Source organism: Flavobacterium tagetis (assembly GCF_016735615.1).
Lineage (GTDB): Bacteria > Bacteroidota > Bacteroidia > Flavobacteriales > Flavobacteriaceae > Flavobacterium > Flavobacterium tagetis.
Window position 1 is genome coordinate 1,018,307 of record NZ_JAERSF010000001.1, and the last position, 19,082, is coordinate 1,037,388.

The 19,082-nt window shown below is 33.9% G+C and carries 19 protein-coding genes and 1 tRNA gene; 8 read left to right on the top strand and 12 right to left on the bottom strand.

What is annotated here, in order from left to right; genetic code table 11:
- Position 1: 1 nt before the first annotated feature.
- Complete coding sequence (fabF, locus tag JI750_RS04385) at positions 2 to 1,255, bottom strand: beta-ketoacyl-ACP synthase II (protein ID WP_111368511.1); 1,254 nt, start codon at positions 1,253 to 1,255, stop codon at positions 2 to 4.
- Positions 1,256 to 1,495: 240 nt separating this feature from the next.
- A complete protein-coding gene (locus JI750_RS04390) occupies positions 1,496 to 1,732 on the bottom strand; it encodes an acyl carrier protein (RefSeq protein WP_007137004.1) in 237 nt (78 codons plus the stop codon).
- 175 nt (positions 1,733 to 1,907) lie between these two features.
- Between JI750_RS04390 and purN the strand changes: the two genes are divergently transcribed.
- On the top strand, positions 1,908 to 2,483 hold the full coding sequence (gene purN / locus JI750_RS04395) for a phosphoribosylglycinamide formyltransferase (RefSeq protein ID WP_201999124.1): 576 nt from the start codon (positions 1,908 to 1,910) through the stop codon (positions 2,481 to 2,483).
- 38 nt (positions 2,484 to 2,521) lie between these two features.
- Positions 2,522 to 2,998, top strand: a complete 477-nt coding sequence (rnhA, locus tag JI750_RS04400) for a ribonuclease HI (protein WP_111368508.1) — start codon at positions 2,522 to 2,524, stop codon at positions 2,996 to 2,998.
- 54 nt (positions 2,999 to 3,052) lie between these two features.
- On the opposite strand, the gene JI750_RS04405 is transcribed toward rnhA, so the two are convergent.
- Positions 3,053 to 3,400 (bottom strand): DUF6249 domain-containing protein, encoded by a 348-nt coding sequence (locus JI750_RS04405; RefSeq protein ID WP_201999125.1) that lies wholly within the window; start codon positions 3,398 to 3,400, stop codon positions 3,053 to 3,055.
- Between the two features lie 262 nt (positions 3,401 to 3,662).
- Here JI750_RS04405 and JI750_RS04410 point away from each other — a divergent pair, with 262 nt between their 5' ends.
- From JI750_RS04410 to JI750_RS04430, 5 genes are all read left to right on the top strand, one after another.
- On the top strand, positions 3,663 to 4,250 hold the full coding sequence (locus JI750_RS04410; protein WP_201999778.1) for an RNA polymerase sigma factor: 588 nt from the start codon (positions 3,663 to 3,665) through the stop codon (positions 4,248 to 4,250).
- The gene (locus JI750_RS04415) at positions 4,234 to 4,638 is read left to right on the top strand and encodes a hypothetical protein (RefSeq protein WP_201999126.1); all 405 of its coding nucleotides are present in this window, start codon (positions 4,234 to 4,236) and stop codon (positions 4,636 to 4,638) included. Before JI750_RS04410 ends, JI750_RS04415 begins: the two co-directional genes overlap by 17 nt.
- Before the next feature lie 8 nt (positions 4,639 to 4,646).
- Positions 4,647 to 5,576 (top strand): alpha/beta hydrolase family protein, encoded by a 930-nt coding sequence (locus tag JI750_RS04420; RefSeq protein ID WP_201999127.1) that lies wholly within the window; start codon positions 4,647 to 4,649, stop codon positions 5,574 to 5,576.
- 226 nt (positions 5,577 to 5,802) lie between these two features.
- Positions 5,803 to 6,726: a PfkB family carbohydrate kinase gene (locus tag JI750_RS04425; protein ID WP_177211420.1), complete on the top strand. Its 924-nt coding sequence runs from the start codon at positions 5,803 to 5,805 to the stop codon at positions 6,724 to 6,726.
- A gap of 84 nt (positions 6,727 to 6,810) precedes the next feature.
- Positions 6,811 to 8,709 (top strand): amidophosphoribosyltransferase, encoded by a 1,899-nt coding sequence (locus JI750_RS04430; protein WP_201999128.1) that lies wholly within the window; start codon positions 6,811 to 6,813, stop codon positions 8,707 to 8,709.
- Between the two features lie 835 nt (positions 8,710 to 9,544).
- Here the strand turns inward: JI750_RS04430 and JI750_RS04435 are convergent.
- The 4 genes from JI750_RS04435 to JI750_RS04450 form a co-directional block, all read right to left on the bottom strand.
- Positions 9,545 to 10,156 carry a superoxide dismutase gene (locus JI750_RS04435; protein ID WP_091490394.1) on the bottom strand — a complete coding sequence of 204 codons (612 nt, stop codon included), beginning with the start codon at positions 10,154 to 10,156 and terminating at the stop codon, positions 9,545 to 9,547.
- Positions 10,157 to 10,295: 139 nt separating this feature from the next.
- The gene (gene pth / locus JI750_RS04440) at positions 10,296 to 10,925 is read right to left on the bottom strand and encodes an aminoacyl-tRNA hydrolase (RefSeq protein ID WP_201999129.1); all 630 of its coding nucleotides are present in this window, start codon (positions 10,923 to 10,925) and stop codon (positions 10,296 to 10,298) included.
- Between the two features lie 517 nt (positions 10,926 to 11,442).
- Positions 11,443 to 12,054, bottom strand: a complete 612-nt coding sequence (locus JI750_RS04445; protein ID WP_111368498.1) for a 50S ribosomal protein L25/general stress protein Ctc — start codon at positions 12,052 to 12,054, stop codon at positions 11,443 to 11,445.
- A gap of 120 nt (positions 12,055 to 12,174) precedes the next feature.
- Positions 12,175 to 13,116 (bottom strand): ribose-phosphate pyrophosphokinase, encoded by a 942-nt coding sequence (locus JI750_RS04450; protein ID WP_177211423.1) that lies wholly within the window; start codon positions 13,114 to 13,116, stop codon positions 12,175 to 12,177.
- Positions 13,117 to 13,404: 288 nt separating this feature from the next.
- Between JI750_RS04450 and JI750_RS04455 the strand changes: the two genes are divergently transcribed.
- Positions 13,405 to 13,484, top strand: a tRNA-Leu gene (locus JI750_RS04455).
- Between the two features lie 142 nt (positions 13,485 to 13,626).
- Here JI750_RS04455 and JI750_RS04460 read toward each other — a convergent pair.
- From JI750_RS04460 to araA, 5 genes are all read right to left on the bottom strand, one after another.
- On the bottom strand, positions 13,627 to 14,451 hold the full coding sequence (locus tag JI750_RS04460; protein WP_201999130.1) for a hypothetical protein: 825 nt from the start codon (positions 14,449 to 14,451) through the stop codon (positions 13,627 to 13,629).
- Positions 14,452 to 14,582: 131 nt separating this feature from the next.
- Positions 14,583 to 15,053, bottom strand: a complete 471-nt coding sequence (locus tag JI750_RS04465; protein WP_201999131.1) for an OsmC family protein — start codon at positions 15,051 to 15,053, stop codon at positions 14,583 to 14,585.
- A 127-nt stretch (positions 15,054 to 15,180) separates the two neighbouring features.
- Positions 15,181 to 16,059 carry an alpha/beta fold hydrolase gene (locus tag JI750_RS04470; protein ID WP_201999132.1) on the bottom strand — a complete coding sequence of 293 codons (879 nt, stop codon included), beginning with the start codon at positions 16,057 to 16,059 and terminating at the stop codon, positions 15,181 to 15,183.
- 169 nt (positions 16,060 to 16,228) lie between these two features.
- Positions 16,229 to 17,413: an aldose epimerase family protein gene (locus JI750_RS04475; RefSeq protein ID WP_201999133.1), complete on the bottom strand. Its 1,185-nt coding sequence runs from the start codon at positions 17,411 to 17,413 to the stop codon at positions 16,229 to 16,231.
- A 140-nt stretch (positions 17,414 to 17,553) separates the two neighbouring features.
- Positions 17,554 to 19,062, bottom strand: coding sequence for an L-arabinose isomerase (gene araA / locus JI750_RS04480; RefSeq protein ID WP_201999134.1), 1,509 nt, complete (start codon positions 19,060 to 19,062; stop codon positions 17,554 to 17,556).
- Positions 19,063 to 19,082: the final 20 nt, after the last annotated feature.

Genomic DNA, 19,082 nt, shown 5'->3' on the forward strand with positions numbered 1-19,082 from the left:
ATTAATCAGCTAGTTTTTTAAACAATACGCAAGCATTGTGTCCACCAAAACCAAATGTATTACTCATAGCAACATTTACTTCTCTTTTTTGAGGTTTGTTTAGAGTAAGGTTTAAAGATGGGTCAATGTTTTCGTCAACAACTGTATGGTTGATCGTTGGAGGAACAATTCCGTGCTGCATTGCCAAGATAGAAGCAATAGCTTCAATAGCTCCAGCCGCACCAAGTAAGTGTCCTGTCATCGATTTTGTAGAGTTGATGTTGATGTTTTTAGCATGATCTCCAAAAACTTTGCTAATCGCTTTTAATTCGGCAACGTCTCCTAATGGAGTAGAAGTTCCGTGAGTATTGATATGATCAACCTGATCAGGAGTCATACCAGCATCTCTCAATGTGTTTTCCATTACTGCAATAACTCCAATTCCTTCCGGATGTGGTGCAGTTAAGTGGTAAGCATCAGACGACATACCGCCACCGCCAATTTCGCAATAGATTTTTGCACCTCTTGCTTTAGCGTGTTCGTAATCTTCAAGAACCAAAGCTCCTGCTCCTTCTCCTAAAACGAAACCATCTCTGGTTGCATCAAAAGGTCTTGAAGCTGTTTCTGGACTTTCGTTTCTTGTAGATAAAGCGTGCATTGAGCTAAATCCTCCCATACCTGCAATTGTAACAGCAGCTTCAGAACCACCAGAAACAATAACATCACACATTCCTAAACGTATGTAGTTGAAGGCATCGATTAATGCATTTGCAGAAGATGCACAAGCAGAAACCGTTGTATAATTTGGCCCCATATACCCGTTACGCATAGAAATGTGCGCAGGAGCAATATCGGCAATCATTTTAGGAATAAAGAAAGGATTGAACTTTGGAGTTCCATCACCCTTTGCATAATACAATACTTCATCTTGGAAAGTCTCTAAACCTCCAATTCCTGCTCCCCAGATAACACCAACTCTTTGCTTGTTTACGTTATCATTTGTGATTCCAGCATCTTTAATAGCTTCATCACTGGCAGCAATTGCATATTGTGCAAATTTATCTAATCTACGAGATTCCTTGCGATCCATGTAATCTTCAATATTGAAGTTTTTTACTTCGCAGGCAAATTTCGTTTTGTGTTTCTCGGTATCATAATATGTGATCGGAGCGGCTCCGCTAACCCCATTCACAAGTGCATTCCAATATTCCTGGATATTATTCCCAATAGGAGTAAGTGCACCTAATCCTGTTACAACAACTCGCCTTAATGCCATAAATATGTGTTTTGTACTTTAAACAAATAAAACCCACGCTTTCTTAACTTATTGTTACTTAAGAGCCATGGGAATTACAATATAAATATATCTTTTTGATTGAAAATCAATCGAAATTTAAAATTTAAAAAAAATAATAACACCCGATTTTTAGAAAATCCAATTTTTCAAAAAACAAATCCCAATTTTGGAATTTGGACATTCAAATTTTGGAATTTTTAAAATTCGGGTGTGGTATTATTATTTTTTTGCTTCTTCGATATAAGAAATAGCTTGACCAACAGTAGCAATGTTTTCTGCTTGATCATCTGGAATTTGAATATCAAATTCTTTTTCGAATTCCATAATAAGCTCAACAGTGTCTAATGAGTCAGCTCCTAAATCATTAGTGAAGCTTGCTTCTGTTACAACTTCGTTTTCGTCAACACCTAATTTGTCTACGATAATCGCTTTTACTCTTGATGCAATGTCTGACATAATCTTTAATTTTAGAATTTAATTTGTTGGCAAAAATAAAAAACTTTATTTTAAAACCATGATTTAGTTAATAAATGTAACACTAATTTATAAAATTAATTTCAAGAAAGGTCCTTTAAAGCTATTTATTTTCGATTTTTATTCCGTTTTTTGCAGTCTTAAAACACACAACTTTATGAAAAAAATTATCGTTTTCGCCTCAGGATCAGGAACTAACGCAGAGAACATTATAAAATATTTTTCAAACACTGAAATTGCAAGGGTCGTTTCGGTCTTCACAAATAATGCCGCAGCAAAAGTGATTGAAAGAGCAAAAAATCATCAAATTCCAGTCGAAATCTTCTCAAAAAACGAACTTTTGGAAAGAAACGTACTACAAAAAGTACAAGAAATCGACCCGGATTTGATAATCTTGGCTGGCTTTTTATTAAAATTCCCAGAAAACATAATCGAACAATATCCAAATAAAATAATCAATATCCATCCAGCACTTTTACCTAATTATGGAGGCAAAGGAATGTATGGAATGCACATACATAGAGCAATTATAAACAATAAGGAAAAGGAAACTGGAATCTCTATTCATTATGTTAACGAAAACTACGATGAAGGCGCTATTATCTTTCAAGCAAATGTAGCCTTAACAGACGAAGATACTCCAGAAACGGTTGCTGAGAAGATTCATGAGCTGGAACAGAAACATTTCCCAGAGATTATTCATAGAATCCTTGAGGAAAATTCCAAAATTTAAATTCCAAATCCCAAACAATCTAAAGTCTAAAATTATTAATGAATCACGAAGTACATATATATACAGATGGCGCGGCAAAAGGAAATCCTGGTAATGGTGGTTACGGCGTGGTAATGGAACTGGTGGGAACTCCACACAAAAAAGAATTTTACGAAGGCTTTCGTCTTACTACCAATAATAGAATGGAACTACTAGCTGTAATTGTTGGCTTAGAAAAACTAAAAAAGCCAAACATGAAAGTTCTTGTAGTTTCAGATTCTAAATATGTGGTTGATTCTGTTGAAAAGAAATGGGTTTTCGGTTGGGAGAAAAAAGGTTATAAAGACAAGAAAAATCCAGATTTATGGAAACGTTTTTTAATTGCATATCGAAAACATCAAGTAGATTTCAAATGGATTAAAGGCCATAATAATCATCCACAAAATGAACGCTGTGATCAATTGGCTGTAATGGCATCCATGCAGCCGAAACTTTCGGTTGACGTTTATTACGAAACCATCGGATCTAAGGAATAAAAAAACGCATCAGAAATCTGATGCGTTTTTTGTAGCAACTTAAAATCTTACTAATTATTCTTTATCCAAATCTTTTGCAGTTTTAAATCCTGTCAAAAGTCCGATTCCCGCCATGATGAAAATGATTGAAGGATAAACTGCACCATCATCTAGAGACGTATAAGTTGTAATTAATAACGCTAGAAAAATTCCAACACCACTTCCTATTAATAAGAAAGCTATATTTACAACAAACACTTTCCAAGCTGGAACTCCGTTTCCTTTTCCTTGTAAAAAGATACTCGCATCTACTCCTTTTTCTATAAGAGCCAAACGCTCTCTATTTCTTGTTGAATAAATTAAATAAACAATTCCGAAGATCATTAAGAAAAAGCTAATTGGAATTAAAATTTTGTCGTCCATGATATTTTACGTTTTTAATTGATTGATATATTCCATATGACGAAGGTTTTTAAATTGAGGTTACAACTTTTGGTGAAAAATTTCAAATTTTAAATCCCAAACTCCAAAACTAATTGATTATCAATTAATTTTGATTCTGAGAAACTTTGTAAAAGTTCACCTATATACATATATAATATGTAAAGAATTAGATTTTTTGGAATTTGGAATTTATTTTCAAATTTCTTGTAACCTAAACAAGCAAACTATCGTCCTATATAATATGAGCGTATTAACTGATCAACATTATATCGATAAAATTCTGCAGGGCGAGACGAATGCTTTTTCCGTTCTTGTGGATCGTTATAAAGATATGATTTTTACTTTGGCACTAAAAATGGTGAAAAGCCGGGAAGAAGCCGAAGAAGTTGCTCAAGATACGTTTATTAAGATTTATAATTCATTGAATAAATTTAAAGGCGATTCTAAATTTTCGACTTGGATTTATAAAATTGCTTATAACACGTGCCTAGACCGTTTGAAAAAAAACAAAAAAGAAGATTTGAATATTTCTATTGATGATTTTTCGTCTCATTTAATTAAAACAATGGACAATGCATTGAGTGCTTTAGAGGAAAAAGAACGAAAGCACACCATTCAGAAATGTTTAAATTTATTACCGAGTGATGAAAATTTCCTTTTAACCTTATTTTATTTTGACGATCAGAATTTAGAAGAAATTGGAAAAATAATGAATATATCGGCCAATAATGCTAAAGTAAAGTTATTTAGGAGCCGACAAAAATTAGCAGTAATTTTGAGACAGCAGTTAGAACCAGAAATAATCGAATGTTATGAGAGAGAGCGATAAAAATATAGAACAACTTATTGAGAAGATAATGGCTGAAAATAACCTGCAGTCACCATCAATAGATTTTACTTCTAAAATTATGGCAAATGTTCAAATTTTGGAAGAAAAAAAATTGATAACATACAAACCTTTAATTTCGAAACCAATCTGGATTTTGATCGGATTGGCTGTAGCTGCATTAGTAATTTATGTTTCCTTTTTCTCCGTTTCTGAAACTGATTTCAAAATTGATGAAGTCGGAAAATTATATTCTGATAGAATGTCAACAGCATTTACTGGAATTCATTTCTCTAAAAATATCTTGTATGCCATTTTGATTGTTCCAATTATGATTTTGGTTCAGATTGGGATTTTGAAGAATTATTTTGACAAAAAGTATCAACTATAAATTTAAAAATGAAAAATAAAACAGCAACTTTTAAACACATTCAAAGACCAAAGAAAACATACATATATTCCTTTTTAATGTTGTTGTTATTTGTTACTAGTTATGCATCGGCAATTCCATCAACCTTTACCACTAAGGAAATAAAATTTGTTAGCGAAGGAATTTCACTTGCGGGAACTATTTTTATGCCTAACAACATACAAGCTGCCGTTGTAATTGTTCATGGATCTGGGCAAGAAAAAAGGATGATAGACTTTGCCACAACTCTTGCCAACAATGGAATTGCAGTTTTAACTTATGACAAACGCGGAGTCGGAGAATCAGGCGGCGTGTATGCAGGACCTGAAGTAGGAACAAATAATGTTGATTTTGCCAATCTAACTCTTTTGTCTTTAGATGCAAGTGCTGCTGTAAATGCTTTATCTAAATCCTTATCAAATAATAAAATATCAATCGGTTTAATAGGCGGTAGTCAAGCTGGATGGATAATTCCATTGGCTGCAGAGAAAAATAAGAAAGTCAAATTTATGACAATCTTTAGCGGAGCTCTTATAACGGTTAAAGAACAATTGAGATTCCAATTTTATACAAATGGTGATCAAAAATTCTGGGACACGCACTCTGAAGAAGAGGCAAGAAAACATGTATTTAATGATCCAGACAAATATGAGTTTGTTGATACAAATCCTATTGATGTACTTTCTAAATTATCTATCCCAGGAATTTGGATTTTTGGAGGCAAGGATATTCAAGTTCCTGTGAATTTATCAATCGAATATCTTGCTAAATTAAAATCAACAGGAAAACACTATAAATATAAATTGTTTCCAAATCTGGGACACAATACAGCATTTTCAAACTCTGAAGAACCGATGAAAGATGCAATCAATTGGATTAAAAATACAAGCAAACTAAAAAATCAGAAGCAAAAAAACTAAGATCGAAGAAAATGCTGTAAAATATTCGCAATTATTTTCAAAAAAGTTGCATCTTAAATTCAAAAAACCTATTATAAACACTGCGAAAAATCAATTTTAACCCATTCATTTACAATAGTTTTACTCCGAAATCGTTGTCATTTTTTTAAGAAAATTTTGAGAACCTAAACCATTGCAAGATTGTAACTTATGAAGTATCTTTGCACCCTAATTCGAAATTCATAAAATGAATAAACTATTGATTGTTGGAACAGTTGCTTTCGACGCGATTGAAACTCCTTTCGGAAAAACAGATAAAATATTAGGTGGTGCTGCAACCTACATCGGATTATCAGCGTCATTTTTTAACTTGCAATCGGCCATTGTTTCTGTAGTTGGCGACGATTTCCCTCAAGAACATTTAGATCTTTTAACTTCAAAAAATATTGATATCTCTGGTATCGAAATTGTAAAAGGCGGAAAGACTTTTTTCTGGAGCGGTTTATACCACAACGATTTAAATTCTAGAGATACTCTTGTAACGGAGTTGAACGTTTTAGCTGATTTTCAGCCGAAGGTTCCTCAAAACTACAAAGATGCTGATGTTGTGATGTTAGGAAACTTGCACCCATTAGTACAAAGCAGTGTTCTAGATCAAATGGAGAAAAAACCAAAATTAGTTGTTTTAGATACAATGAACTTTTGGATGGATTGCGCTCTTCCTGAATTATTAGACGTTATTAAACGTGTAGATGTTATTACAATCAATGACGAAGAAGCTAGACAGCTTTCTGGCGAATATTCATTAGTAAAAGCAGCTTCTAAAATCCAAGACATGGGACCAAAATATGTGGTGATCAAAAAAGGAGAACACGGAGCACTTTTATTCCACAACAGAGAAGTATTTTTTGCACCAGCTTTACCATTAGAAGATGTTTTTGACCCAACTGGAGCTGGAGACACTTTTGCAGGTGGTTTCTCTGGATTTATTGCGCAAAGCGAAAACATTTCGTTTAACAACATGAAGAATGCAATTATTTATGGTTCAAATTTAGCTTCGTTCTGCGTTGAAAAATTTGGAACTGAAAGGATGGAATCATTAAGCAAAGCCGAAGTAGCGATTCGATTACAGCAATTTAAGTCGTTAACTCAGTTTGACATAGAAATATAATGCCTAAGAGCCTCGGATAAAACGGGGCTTTTTTTATTACGTTAATACACACAACTTACAACAACACACAAATAACAAAAAACAATGAGCGACGCTTTAAAACACGAATGTGGGATAGCTTTAGTTAGACTACTTAAACCGCTTGAATATTATAAAGAAAAATACGGAACTGCTTTTTACGGAATCCAGAAGATGTATTTAATGATGGAAAAACAGCACAACCGCGGACAAGACGGAGCTGGTTTTGCAAGTATCAAATTTGATGTTGAACCTGGACAACGCTACATTAGCAGAGTTCGTTCAAATCATTCACAACCTATACAAGATGTTTTCAAACAAATCAATGAGCGTGTTAGTGAAGAACTAAAAGCGCATCCAGAACTTGGAGACGACATGAAAGAGCTAAAAGCAAACATTCCATATATTGGAGAATTGTTTTTAGGTCACGTTCGTTATGGAACTTTTGGAAAAAACAGTATAGAAAGTGTTCACCCATTTTTACGTCAAAGCAACTGGATGCACCGTAACTTGATTTTGGCAGGAAACTTCAACATGACCAATGTTAAAGAACTTTTCGAAAATCTTGTTGAATTAGGACAGCATCCAAAAGAAATGGCTGACACTGTGACTGTAATGGAAAAAATTGGCCACTTCTTAGACAAGGAAGTTATGCAATTGTACCAAGACTGTAAAGCTGAAGGTTACTCAAAAAGAGAGGCTTCTCCAGTAATTGCAGAGCGTTTGGATATTGCAAAAATATTAGCTCGTTCGGCTAAAAACTTAGACGGTGGTTACGCAATGGCTGGTTTATTAGGTCATGGTGATGCTTTTGTTTTTAGAGATCCAGCAGGAATTCGTCCAGCTTACTTTTATCAAGATGATGAAGTAGTAGTTGTGGCTTCTGAAAGACCTGTTATTCAAACGGTATTTAATGTTCCTTTTGAAAGTGTTCAGGAAATCGATCCAGGAAACGCGTTGATTATCAAGAAAAACGGAAAAGTTTCTATGAACCAAATCTTGGAACCAACCGTTAAAAAAGCTTGTTCTTTTGAAAGAATCTATTTCTCAAGAGGAAGTGATGCTGAAATCTATCAAGAACGTAAAGATTTAGGAAAATTAATTTTACCTGCTGTACTTAAAGCAATTGACAGCGATACAGACAACACTGTTTTCTCTTATATTCCAAATACAGCCGAAACTTCTTTTTATGGTTTAGTTGAAGCTGCTCAGGATTTCTTAAATCAGAGAAAAAACAATTATATTCTAGAAAATAGAAATACATTAACAACAGAAACTCTTCAGGAACTTTTAGCTGTAAAGATTCGTACAGAGAAAGTTGCAATTAAAGATGCTAAACTTAGAACTTTTATTACTGAAGATAGCAGCCGTGATGATTTGGTTGCTCACGTTTACGACGTTACTTATGGTGTAATCAAACCAGAAGACAATTTGGTAATTATTGACGACAGTATTGTTCGTGGTACTACACTAAAAATGAGCATCATTAAAATGATGGATCGTTTGAAACCAAAACGTATCGTAATTGTTTCATCGGCACCACAAATCCGTTACCCAGATTGTTACGGAATTGATATGGCGAAACTAGAAGGTTTAGTTGCTTTTAGAGCAGCGCTTGCTTTATTGAAAGAAAGAAACCTATACCATATTGTAGATGAAGTTTATGCTAAATGTAAAGCACAAGAAAATTTCCTTGACAAAGATGTTGTAAACTACGTAACAGCAATTTATGATCAATTTACAGATGAGGAGATTTCAGATAAAATTGCAGAAATGTTAAGCTCACCAGAAATTAATGCTGAAGTAAAAATCATTTTCCAAACCGTAGATGATTTACATAAAGCATGCCCTAAAAATTTAGGTGACTGGTATTTTACTGGAGACTACCCAACTCCTGGTGGAAATCGAGTTGTAAATCGTGCTTTCATGAATTTTTACGAAGGAAAAGACGCTAGGGCTTATTAATAAAATACTAACAAAAGGTTAAATTGTGCATTTCATCGGTTTTTTTTGCCGTTCATCCTATTTCTTTGGTGAAATTGAAAAGCTATGATACTTTTGAAATACCATAACATTAGTAGGTTAAGTTTATGGTAGATTTGGGGCAAAAAGGGTGGAAGCAATTCCACCTTTTTTATTGGAATTAACTCAAGCATTTTATAAACAGCCGATTACATCTCTTCATCGGATTTACTTACCTTTCATCTAAAATTTTTTCATCACAACAATAACTGGCATAAATTTACTATACCATAACATTAGTAGGTTAGTTTATGGTAGATTTGGGGCAAAAAAGGCGGAGTAATATCCGCCTTTTTTATTTTAAACACATAAAGCATTGAAAATCAATTGATTAAATGAATTTAATCGGATTTAATTGCCTTTCATCTAAAAAATTTTCTTTATAAAAATGTCCGCCATACATTTACTGAACCATAACATTAGTAGGTTAGTTTATGGTAGATTTGGGGCAAAAAAGGCGGAGTAACATCCGCCTTTTTTATTTGAAATAAATCCAATAATTTTCACAAATAGCCATTATGAGCGTTTTATCGGATATTATTGCCTTTTGTCTGAAATGTTTCATTCAAAAAAATATCTCCCATACCTTTACAGGACCATAACATTAGTAGGTTAAGTTTATGGTAGATTTGGGGCAAAAAAGGTGGAAGAACTTCCACCTTTTTTATTTTCTTTTTCAGAGAAAAGAAAATAGAGTATAGAATAAAAGACTTTTAAAAATTGAGCATAAAAAAAAAGACGAGCCATAGGTTCGTCTTTTTTTTTATGCTCAATTTTCTTATTTGTCTAAAGCAAATCTTCTAGCAACTTCTGTCCAGTTAATTACACTGAAGAAAGCTTCAATATAATCTGGTCTTCTGTTTTGGTAGTTTAAGTAGTAAGCGTGCTCCCAAACGTCCATTCCTAAGATTGGAGTTCCACCGTGACCAGCAACTTCTGGCATTAATGGATTATCTTGATTTGGAGTACCTACAACTTCTAATTTTCCTCCTTTTTGAACTGTTAACCAAGCCCATCCAGAACCAAATTGTGTTGCACCAGCTTTAGCAAATTTTGCTTTAAATTCTTCGAAAGATCCGAAAGAAGCTTCAATCGCTGCTAATAAATCACCAGTTGGTAATCCTCCTCCGTTTGGAGACATTACAGTCCAGAATAAATTGTGGTTGTAGAAACCTCCACCATTGTTACGAACTGCAGCGTTAGATTTATCTAAGTTAATTAAGATGTTTTCGATAGTTTTTCCTTCTAAATCTGTTCCAGCGATAGCAGCGTTAAGATTTGTCGTATAAGCGTTGTGGTGCTTTGTATGATGGATTTCCATTGTACGTGCATCAATATGTGGTTCTAATGCATCGTATGCATAAGGTAATTGTGGTAATTCAAAAGCCATGGTAAAATGATTTTTATGGTTTATAATAATTTATTCCAAATTTAGACATTTAACTTTGGAATTGAAAATACTATTTCGTTATAATTGAATTAAATTCGCTGATAATTTACATTTTTACAATATAAACACCTGAAAATCTTCATTTTCCATTAAATGTAGTCATTGTATTTTCTAAACCAGCTGTTCCAAAAGTTCTAATAATTTCTGCTGAAGTTTCTAAACGTTCTGGAAGTTTTGCTTCTTCTTCAGCTGTCCATTCTCCTAAAACATAATCTACCTGCTGTCCTTTTTTAAATTGATCACTTATACCAAATCTGTAGCGTGTATAATTTTGCGTATTCAGAACCAAATTGATGTTTTTAAGTCCATTATGACCTCCATCACTTCCTTTTGGCTTGATTCTAATAGTCCCGAATGAAAGGTTTAAATCATCTGTAATAACCAAAATATTCTCTAATGGTATATTTTCTTTATCCATCCAATATTTTACTGCTTTTCCGCTTAAATTCATGTAAGTATTTGGTTTAAGCAGAAAGAAAGCTCTTCCTTTGAATTTATACTCAGCCAAAGAACCTAGTTTTACGGTTTCAAAAGAAAGTCCTTCTTTCTTAGCTAAAAAGTCTAAGACTTTAAATCCGATATTGTGTCTCGTATTTACGTATTCCGCTCCTATATTTCCTAAACCTACTATTAAATATTTCTTCATATTATCTTCTATGTTCTCTTCTTTTGGTGTTGATGAAAACAGTTTTTTTATCCATTTTATCATGATTGCAAAAGTAAGATTAATTAGAGAATGTGACAATTTGTTAATTAGATAATTTGAGAATGCGGCAATTAGACAATTGCTTGCTGGTTGTGATTTAACCGCAAAGATCGCAAGGGTTTTGCGCTAAGAACGCTAAGAAATAGCTTTTACTGAGATTTGCAAAGAACACAAAGACTTCGACTTCGTTCGGCCTGACAACTATGAAAAAACTTAGTATATCAGACTCTTAGCAATTTAGAACCTTATGAAAAAGATATTTTCTCGCTAGCCCTGACAGGAGCGGCATCCTTTTTCTGGCTTCTTTAGCCAGGAAAAGATACAGCGGATGGCAGGAACGTCACGTCTTATGAAAACGGAAAGTTGCTGCTCCTAAAAAATAATTAGAAAATTTGAGAATGTGACAATTAGAGAATTTCTTTTAAAAAAAAACTTAGCATCTCAGCACCTTAGAAACTTAGAAGCTAAAAAAAAAGCCCCAATCGTAAGATTGAGGCTTTTTGTATTGAGTTGAAAAAAATTATTTTTTCTTTCCTTTTGCAGGAGCTTTTGCAGCTTTTGCAGCCTCTTGAGCAGCTTTCATAGCAGCACGAGAGATTCTCACTTGACAAACAACAGTGTTGTCTGGGTGCATAATTTTGTACTCTGGTTTTCCAACTTTAGTAACGTATAATTTGTTACCCATTTCAAGTGGAGTGATGTCAGCTTCAACGAAATCAGGAAGATTTGCTGGTAAAGCTTTAACTTTTAATTTACGTTGGTTTAAACGTAAAACACCTCCCGCAAGAACACCTTTAGATGTACCAACGATTTTCACAGGAACTTCCATTGTGATTTCTTTATCATCAAATAATTGGAAGAAGTCAATGTGTAAAATTTTGTCAGATACTGGGTGAACTTGGATATCTTGCAAAATTGCATTGAATGATTTTCCTTTTCCAAGTTCGATCACAACAGTGTGAGCGTTTGGAGTGTAAACCAAGTTTTTGAATGCAGTAACGTCTGCTGAGAAGTGTACTGCCTGGTTTCCTCCGTATAAAACGCAAGGTACCTGTCCAGCATTACGTAAGGCTTTAGTTGACACTTTGCCCACGCTTTCTCTTTCTGATCCTTTAATTGTAATCGATTTCATTGTAAAAAAATATAGTTATTAAATAAATATTCTATTTTGCTGTAAGCTTTAAGCAATAGGCTTTAGGCTTTTTATGCAAAGTATATAAGCTTATGGCCTAAAGCCTACAGCTTACTGCTTTTACATAATAAATTTTCCACTGATGGAATTGTTGTGGTGAACCATTTGCATTACCTCAGCAAATAAAGGTGCGCAGCTTACCACTTTTATCTTTTTTGACTCTTTCTTTAACGGAATAGAATCTGTTACGATCAATTCTGTTAATTTTGAGTTTTCAATTTTCTCGTATGCTCCGCCTGATAAAATAGCATGCGTACAAATTGCTCTTACACTTAGCGCTCCTTTTTCGATCATAAGGTCTGCCGCTTTCGCTAAAGTTCCTCCTGTATCGATCATGTCGTCTACTAAGATTACGTTACGTCCTTTTACTTCACCAATAAGCTCCATAGTGTCGATAACGTTGGCTGCTTTTCTTTGTTTGTAACAGATTACTACATCTGATTCTAAAAACTTAGAGTAAGCATATGCTCTTTTTGAACCTCCCATATCTGGAGATGCAATTGTTAGATTTTCTAATTTTAAACTTTCTACGTATGGTAAAAAGATTGTAGACGCAAATAAATGATCTACTGGTTTTTCGAAGAATCCTTGAATCTGGTCTGCGTGCAAATCCATTGTCATGATTCTTGTTGCTCCTGCAGCTGTTAGTAAATTAGCTACTAACTTGGCTCCAATTGGAACTCTTGGTTTGTCTTTTCTATCCTGTCTTGCCCAACCAAAATAAGGCATAACAGCTGTAATATGTCTTGCTGATGCACGTTTTGCCGCATCAATCATTAACAACAATTCCATCAGATTATCTGCACTTGGAAAAGTTGAACACACGATAAAAACGCGTAAACCTCTTATTGATTCTTCGTAAGACGGCTGAAATTCTCCATCACTATACGTTGACATCGTTACTTTTCCTAACGGAATCCCGTAATCTTTTGCAATTTTTTCTGCAAGATAAACACTTTGTGAACAAGCAAAAATTTTAGCTTCTGGTTCTAGGTGCGACATTGTAATTTGTTGTTTTATTCCGTTATTTTTCTACAATTCAACTTTATTATTTAAATAAAGCAGAAAGCGTATAAATGTCTCGGATGTAGTTAGTTGTGTGTGCTTCGTTTTAACGAGCTGCAAATTTATAAAATTTATTGAACACTGAAAGCAAAAAATTAAGTATTTTTATTAGAATTTTTAAAATTATTTTTTACATTTGCACCGTGTTAAAGGAATGGCGCCATTTATGACTTCATTCTATTGCGTTAAAATAACTGATTTATCATTTATTTTTTCGTCTGCTACGCCCGGATGGCGGAATTGGTAGACGCGCTGGTCTCAAACACCTGTGGGAAACCGTGCCGGTTCGACTCCGGCTCCGGGTACGAAAAACCTCTTCTTAACGGAAGAGGTTTTTTTATTTTTTATCTATCTGCATATAATTTTAAGTTAATTCCTCAACCTAATCTATTTTACTAAAGATTATAAATTAGATAACTAACCAAAATGCAATATACCAAATCAAAACTACTTTCTTAAAAATGTTATTACTGGATCAAGATTACCAATGATTGTATGACCACCAGTTCTGTAGACTGTTGTATCAACCACTCCTCCTGATTCCACAATATTATGAAACATTTTCTCTGTATCCTTGTAACCAACCCTACTATCTGTTGTATTCCATGAAATATAACCTTGACTAGACACCAGTGATTTATAATCTAATGTAGGATCAAAATGAGGTACATCTGCATAGGAAGAGAACTCTGTTAAAACGTTTAATTTTGTCACAGGAAGTACAGCAAAATATTTTTTGAAAAATTTTAGTTTCTGAGCACCATAAAGCGAATGTAATCCTCCATGAGAGATTCCTCCGATATAATAGTCATTACAATGTCCATAAGTTTTCTCCGCCCAAACAAGAACCTGAGTAAGCTTAGAAATATACGCTTTACTATAAGCTAATCCTCCATCTTCCCAATAATCAGAAACGGTTTTTTTATTTGGCAAGTCAAATTCTATTACTTGCCAACCCAAGTTCGATAGACTATCAACAAAACTTACATTCACAGGATCATTCATTAAGCAAGTACGATGATTATAAATTCCATATACACAACCATGTATAAAAATCAATCTTTTACCAGCAAACTTTTTGTTCGGGTTATGATAAACGAAATTTGAATCTGTAAACAAAGACCTATAAGATGTGTCAATCTTACTTAAATTAAGTTTCAAATTATTAATTGTCACAACATTGCTATCAATTTTATTTTCTTCACAAGAAAAAACAAAAATTAACAATGTTAAAATCGCAAAAAAAGTTGCTTTATAGTATAGTGTTTTCATTTTATAAATTAATAATATAAAAGTATGATACATTGAAATTTAGCTCAAATATAAATTTAAAATTCTGTTCTTGAACATCCTTACAAGAATTCTTAGCAAGCGATGCATAATGAGTCATATTATACAATAAACTATACAACATAAACCTCACAACTCGCATTATGCAAAACTGAAAAATTGCACGAATTAGCTATAAAGCATAATTGATTTGCTTTTTGATGCAATTCTAAAGCCAATTCAACTTTATCTGAATTTGAGATTTTTACTTTCGGATATAATCTTGCCTCAACAAAACGCCCGCTTCCGTCTGGATTTACTTCTAATGTTGCTTCGGCATTGTCTGAATATTCTAAAACTTCTATTCCATTTTGAGAGCAGACATATAAATAGGACATCATGTGGCAGGAAACCAAACTGCTTAACAATAAATCTTCGGGATTATATAATGAAGGATCGCCTTTGAAAGCTTTTGCTGCTGAAACGTCTAAAACCGGTTTTCCTTCAATTTGAATTTGATGACTTTTACTATAGAATCTTTTGGATGATTCTTCTGGGTTTTGTTTTGAAATCCAGTTTAATTGTGCTTTGAATAGATGTTTCATTTCGCTAAGTTAAGATTTTTCCAAACTTGGGATAAATTAATCTCGCAAAGTCGCGGAGCCGTATAGTTTATTTTCTTGGCGTCATTGCGACTTTGCGAGATTAAAAAACAATTCTATTGATTGAATTTTATTGACCCAATTTAGTCAAATCTGAATCTGGTCTTTTAAACGGTTCTGATAAAAACTTATTTGCGACTGCATTAAATACTTCCGGACTTGAAGCTGGAGCAAAATGCGTTTCGCCAGGTAAAATACAAAGCTGTGCTTTAGATAAATTTTCAAAAATTTCGACCGTATGCTCATTTCTGATTACATCCCTATCTCCAGCTATTACAAGCACTTTTGCTTTAATTTTTGACAAATCTTTAGTTGGTATATTAGGTTGATCTACTAAAAGTCCTGAAAGTTGTTTCAACAGATTCCAATTTTCGCTCGTGTCTTTTTCTTTAATTTTCGAAATAACCATTTTTCTCATACCCTGAATGTCTTTTATCGCGTACGAGTTAACAGCCGTAGAATCTGGCCTTAAATTGGCGCCCATGGTTACAATTTTCTTTATTTTTGACTTCCCTGAAATCCCCATTTGCAGCCCAACAATTCCTCCGTCACTCCAGCCAATAACACTTATCGAATCTAATTTTAAGTGATTAACCAGTCCTTCCATATCTTTTGTAATTTGCACATAGGTAAGAGAATCCGTTTTCAATTCCGATTTTCCTTGTCCTCTACTATCGATAGCAATAACTCTATACTTGCTTTTGAAATAATCAATTTGATTTCCCATTGATTCAATACTACCTCCGTTTCCGTGAATCAATAACAAAGGTTCGCCTTTTCCGTATTCTTCATAATAGATTTTAGCACCATTGAGTTCAACAAATTTTCCGACAGCGGAATTTTTACCATAAGGCGTATCAAATTTAAAATTCATCTGAACCTGGGCGTTTGCTATTACACATACAGAATAAGCTAATATGGCCATTAGCAATTTGACTGGTTTCTTCATAAGTAAGTTTTTTTTTGGATAGTTATTTCTCAAATGTAAGAAAGATTCTAAAAATTTAACAAAATACTTATCAAAAATATTCACTCTAATATTTACAAACAAAAAAACCTCGAAAGCACAAACTTTCGAGGTTCTTAGAAATTACTAAATTAATAAACAGATTCTAAAACTATTTCTTAACTGAAAACTTAAAAGTAGTTTTCGTTTTATAATTTTCTCCTGGGTTTAAAACCGTTGTTGGGAAATTTTTGTGGTTTGGAGAATCTGGATAATGTTCTGTTTCTAGACACAATCCTGTTCTATGTGCAAAAGTTCCTCCGTTTGGCATTGGCAAGGTTCCGTCAAGGAAGTTTCCAGAGTAGAACTGAATTCCAGGTTCGTCTGTTGTCATTTCCATAACTCTTCCGCTTGCTGCATGATATACTTTTGCAATAATTGTTTTTCCTTTTTCAGGGTTATTCAACACCCAGCAGTGGTCATAACCTTTTCCTTTTTCTAACTGGTCATTTTTAGCATTGATGTCTTTTCCAATTAATTTCGGAGTTCTGAAATCGAAAGGTGTACCAGCAACATCTTCTAATTTTCCTGTCGGAATCAAATCTGCATCAACTGGAACTAATTTATCAGCATTTAAAGTCACTTCGTGATCTAAGATGGTTTTGGTAAAATCTCCTGATAAATTGAAGTATGAATGTTGAGTTAAATTAACAACTGTTTTTTTGTCTGTTGTTGCTTCGTAAAGCACTTCCAACTGATTATCATTTGTCAAGGTATAAGTCACAAAAACCTTTAAGTTTCCTGGATAACCTTCTTCCATATCTTTACTTACATAAGATAATTTTAAAAAAGCTGTATCGCCAGATTTAACCTCATCTGCTTTCCAAACTACATTAAAAAATCCTTGCGGACCTCCGTGCAAAGCATTTGGAGCGTTGTTTAAAGCTAATTGATATTCTTTTCCATCTAATGAAAATTTACCTTTTGCAATTCGGTTTCCATATCTTCCGATCAAAGCTCCGAAGAAAGGATTTTCTTTTTCATATTGCGCTAAAGAACTAAAACCGATTACTACATTTTCAGAAACACCTGCTTTATTAGGCACTTTCAAATCTGTAATTCTTCCACCAAAAGTGATGATGTCCACTTCCATCCCGTTTTGGTTTTTCAATTTATAGCTTTCTACTTTTTCTCCTTTAGCAGTAGTTCCGTATTCCGATTTGTCAATTGTAACTAAAGCTTTTGCATCGGCTTCCGTTTTTTCTGTATCAGCTTTTTTATCGCCTTTACACTGAACTGAAACTATAGCAATACCAAGCATGCTTAATATGAAAAGAGAGCGTTTTAATACATTCATAAATGATAATTTTGGGTTTGTAAAAAAGTTAAATGTTAGATGTAAATTGTTAGATGTGAAATTTAATCATTTTAAAAATGTAAAAATTACCTTTTTAAGTTTTTTCACATTTTACATCTTACAAATTACATTTTACTGCCTTACAGGCCATGTTGAAACAAATGGAAATACGCTTCGTTAGCATTGATTTTATCTTTAAACTCTCTTACAGTTGTTTTTTCATCAATTACCAATAATTCGATTCCAGCGATGTCTGCAAAATCTTCCATATATTCTGTTGTAATCGACTGGCTGTAAACCGTGTGGTGCGCTCCTCCAGCTAAAATCCAAGCTGTTGCTGCAACTTCTAAATTTGGTTTACAATCCCATAAAACTCTAGCGACAGGAAGTTTTGGTAATTCTGCCATTGGTTTTATAGCTTCAACTTCGTTCACGATTAAACGGAAACGAGTTCCCATATCCACCAAAGAAACATTGATTGCATCTCCTGCAGGCGAATTAAACACCAAACGTGCAGGATCTTCTTTTCCGCCAATTCCTAATGGGTGAACTTCGCAAGAAGGTTTTCCATCAGCAATAGATGGACAAATCTCTAACATGTGAGATCCTAAAACGTATGATTTTTGTGGTGTGAAATGGTACGTATAATCTTCCATGAAAGAAGTTCCGCCTTCTAAACCAACACACATTACTTTTAAAGCTCTAACCATTGCAGCTGTTTTCCAGTCTCCTTCTCCACCAAAACCGTAACCATCGGCCATTAATCTTTGTGTCGCAATTCCTGGAAGTTGTTTCCAAACGCCAAGGTTTTCAAATGTATCTGTAAAAGCGCCGAATCCTCCTTCTTCAAGGAAAGCTCTTAATCCTAATTCGATTTTTGCCGCTTCAACCAAAGAACTTCTTTGTGCTCCGCCTTCTTTTAATGAATCTGTTAAGTTGTATGATTGCTCGTAAACTGTTAATAAATCGTTTAATTCTTTGTCCGTTACTTTTTCGATATGTTTGGTAACATCTGAAGAATCGTAACCGTTTACAGACATTCCGAAACGAATTTGAGCTTCAACTTTATCACCTTCTGTAACGGCAACTTCACGCATGTTGTCTCCAATACGAGCTACTTTTAAGTTTTGAAGTTCGTCCCATCCAAGAACTACTCTTGACCAGATTCCTAATTGTTTTTGAACTCTTTGATCTTCCCAGTGTCCAACAACAACTTTACGTTTTTTACGTAATCTAGACATGATAAAACCAAATTCACGATCTCCGTGAGCCGATTGGTTCAAGTTCATGAAATCCATGTCTATGCTTCCCCACGGAATTTCAGCATTATATTGTGTATGTAAATGGCATAATGGTTTTTTAAAGATATTTAAACCGCCAATCCACATTTTTGCTGGAGAGAAAGTATGCATCCAAGCAATAATTCCGATACAGTTTTTAGCAGAATTTGCTGCCAAACAAACATCTAAAATCTGCGATGGAGATTTCACCACATCTTTGTAAACCACTTTTACCGGAATTGAAGACGAAGCGTCTAATCCTTTTGCAATAATTTGAGAATGTTCTGCTACTTTTCTAAGTGTTTCTTCACCGTATAATTCCTGGCTTCCTACTACAAACCATACTTCTTTTTGAGAAATGTCTATCATTTTGTTATTTTTTGTTTCAA

Excerpts from the sequence above, each read along its gene's own strand:
- JI750_RS04460 (WP_201999130.1), bottom strand. The coding sequence starts at position 14,451 with ATGAAAACACTATACTATAAAGCAACTTTTTTTGCGATTTTAACATTG.
- fabF (WP_111368511.1), bottom strand. The coding sequence starts at position 1,255 with ATGGCATTAAGGCGAGTTGTTGTAACAGGATTAGGTGCACTTACTCCT.
- JI750_RS04465 (WP_201999131.1), bottom strand. The coding sequence starts at position 15,053 with ATGAAACATCTATTCAAAGCACAATTAAACTGGATTTCAAAACAAAAC.
- purN (WP_201999124.1), top strand. The coding sequence starts at position 1,908 with ATGAAAAAAATTATCGTTTTCGCCTCAGGATCAGGAACTAACGCAGAG.
- JI750_RS04420 (WP_201999127.1), top strand. The coding sequence starts at position 4,647 with ATGAAAAATAAAACAGCAACTTTTAAACACATTCAAAGACCAAAGAAA.
- JI750_RS04445 (WP_111368498.1), bottom strand. The coding sequence starts at position 12,054 with ATGAAATCGATTACAATTAAAGGATCAGAAAGAGAAAGCGTGGGCAAA.
- JI750_RS04425 (WP_177211420.1), top strand. The coding sequence starts at position 5,803 with ATGAATAAACTATTGATTGTTGGAACAGTTGCTTTCGACGCGATTGAA.
- JI750_RS04415 (WP_201999126.1), top strand. The coding sequence starts at position 4,234 with ATGAGAGAGAGCGATAAAAATATAGAACAACTTATTGAGAAGATAATG.
- JI750_RS04430 (WP_201999128.1), top strand. The coding sequence starts at position 6,811 with ATGAGCGACGCTTTAAAACACGAATGTGGGATAGCTTTAGTTAGACTA.
- JI750_RS04450 (WP_177211423.1), bottom strand. The coding sequence starts at position 13,116 with ATGTCGCACCTAGAACCAGAAGCTAAAATTTTTGCTTGTTCACAAAGT.
- JI750_RS04435 (WP_091490394.1), bottom strand. The coding sequence starts at position 10,156 with ATGGCTTTTGAATTACCACAATTACCTTATGCATACGATGCATTAGAA.
- JI750_RS04410 (WP_201999778.1), top strand. The coding sequence starts at position 3,663 with ATGAGCGTATTAACTGATCAACATTATATCGATAAAATTCTGCAGGGC.
- araA (WP_201999134.1), bottom strand. The coding sequence starts at position 19,062 with ATGATAGACATTTCTCAAAAAGAAGTATGGTTTGTAGTAGGAAGCCAG.
- rnhA (WP_111368508.1), top strand. The coding sequence starts at position 2,522 with ATGAATCACGAAGTACATATATATACAGATGGCGCGGCAAAAGGAAAT.
- JI750_RS04470 (WP_201999132.1), bottom strand. The coding sequence starts at position 16,059 with ATGAAGAAACCAGTCAAATTGCTAATGGCCATATTAGCTTATTCTGTA.
- pth (WP_201999129.1), bottom strand. The coding sequence starts at position 10,925 with ATGATAAAATGGATAAAAAAACTGTTTTCATCAACACCAAAAGAAGAG.
- JI750_RS04475 (WP_201999133.1), bottom strand. The coding sequence starts at position 17,413 with ATGAATGTATTAAAACGCTCTCTTTTCATATTAAGCATGCTTGGTATT.
- JI750_RS04390 (WP_007137004.1), bottom strand. The coding sequence starts at position 1,732 with ATGTCAGACATTGCATCAAGAGTAAAAGCGATTATCGTAGACAAATTA.
- JI750_RS04405 (WP_201999125.1), bottom strand. The coding sequence starts at position 3,400 with ATGGACGACAAAATTTTAATTCCAATTAGCTTTTTCTTAATGATCTTC.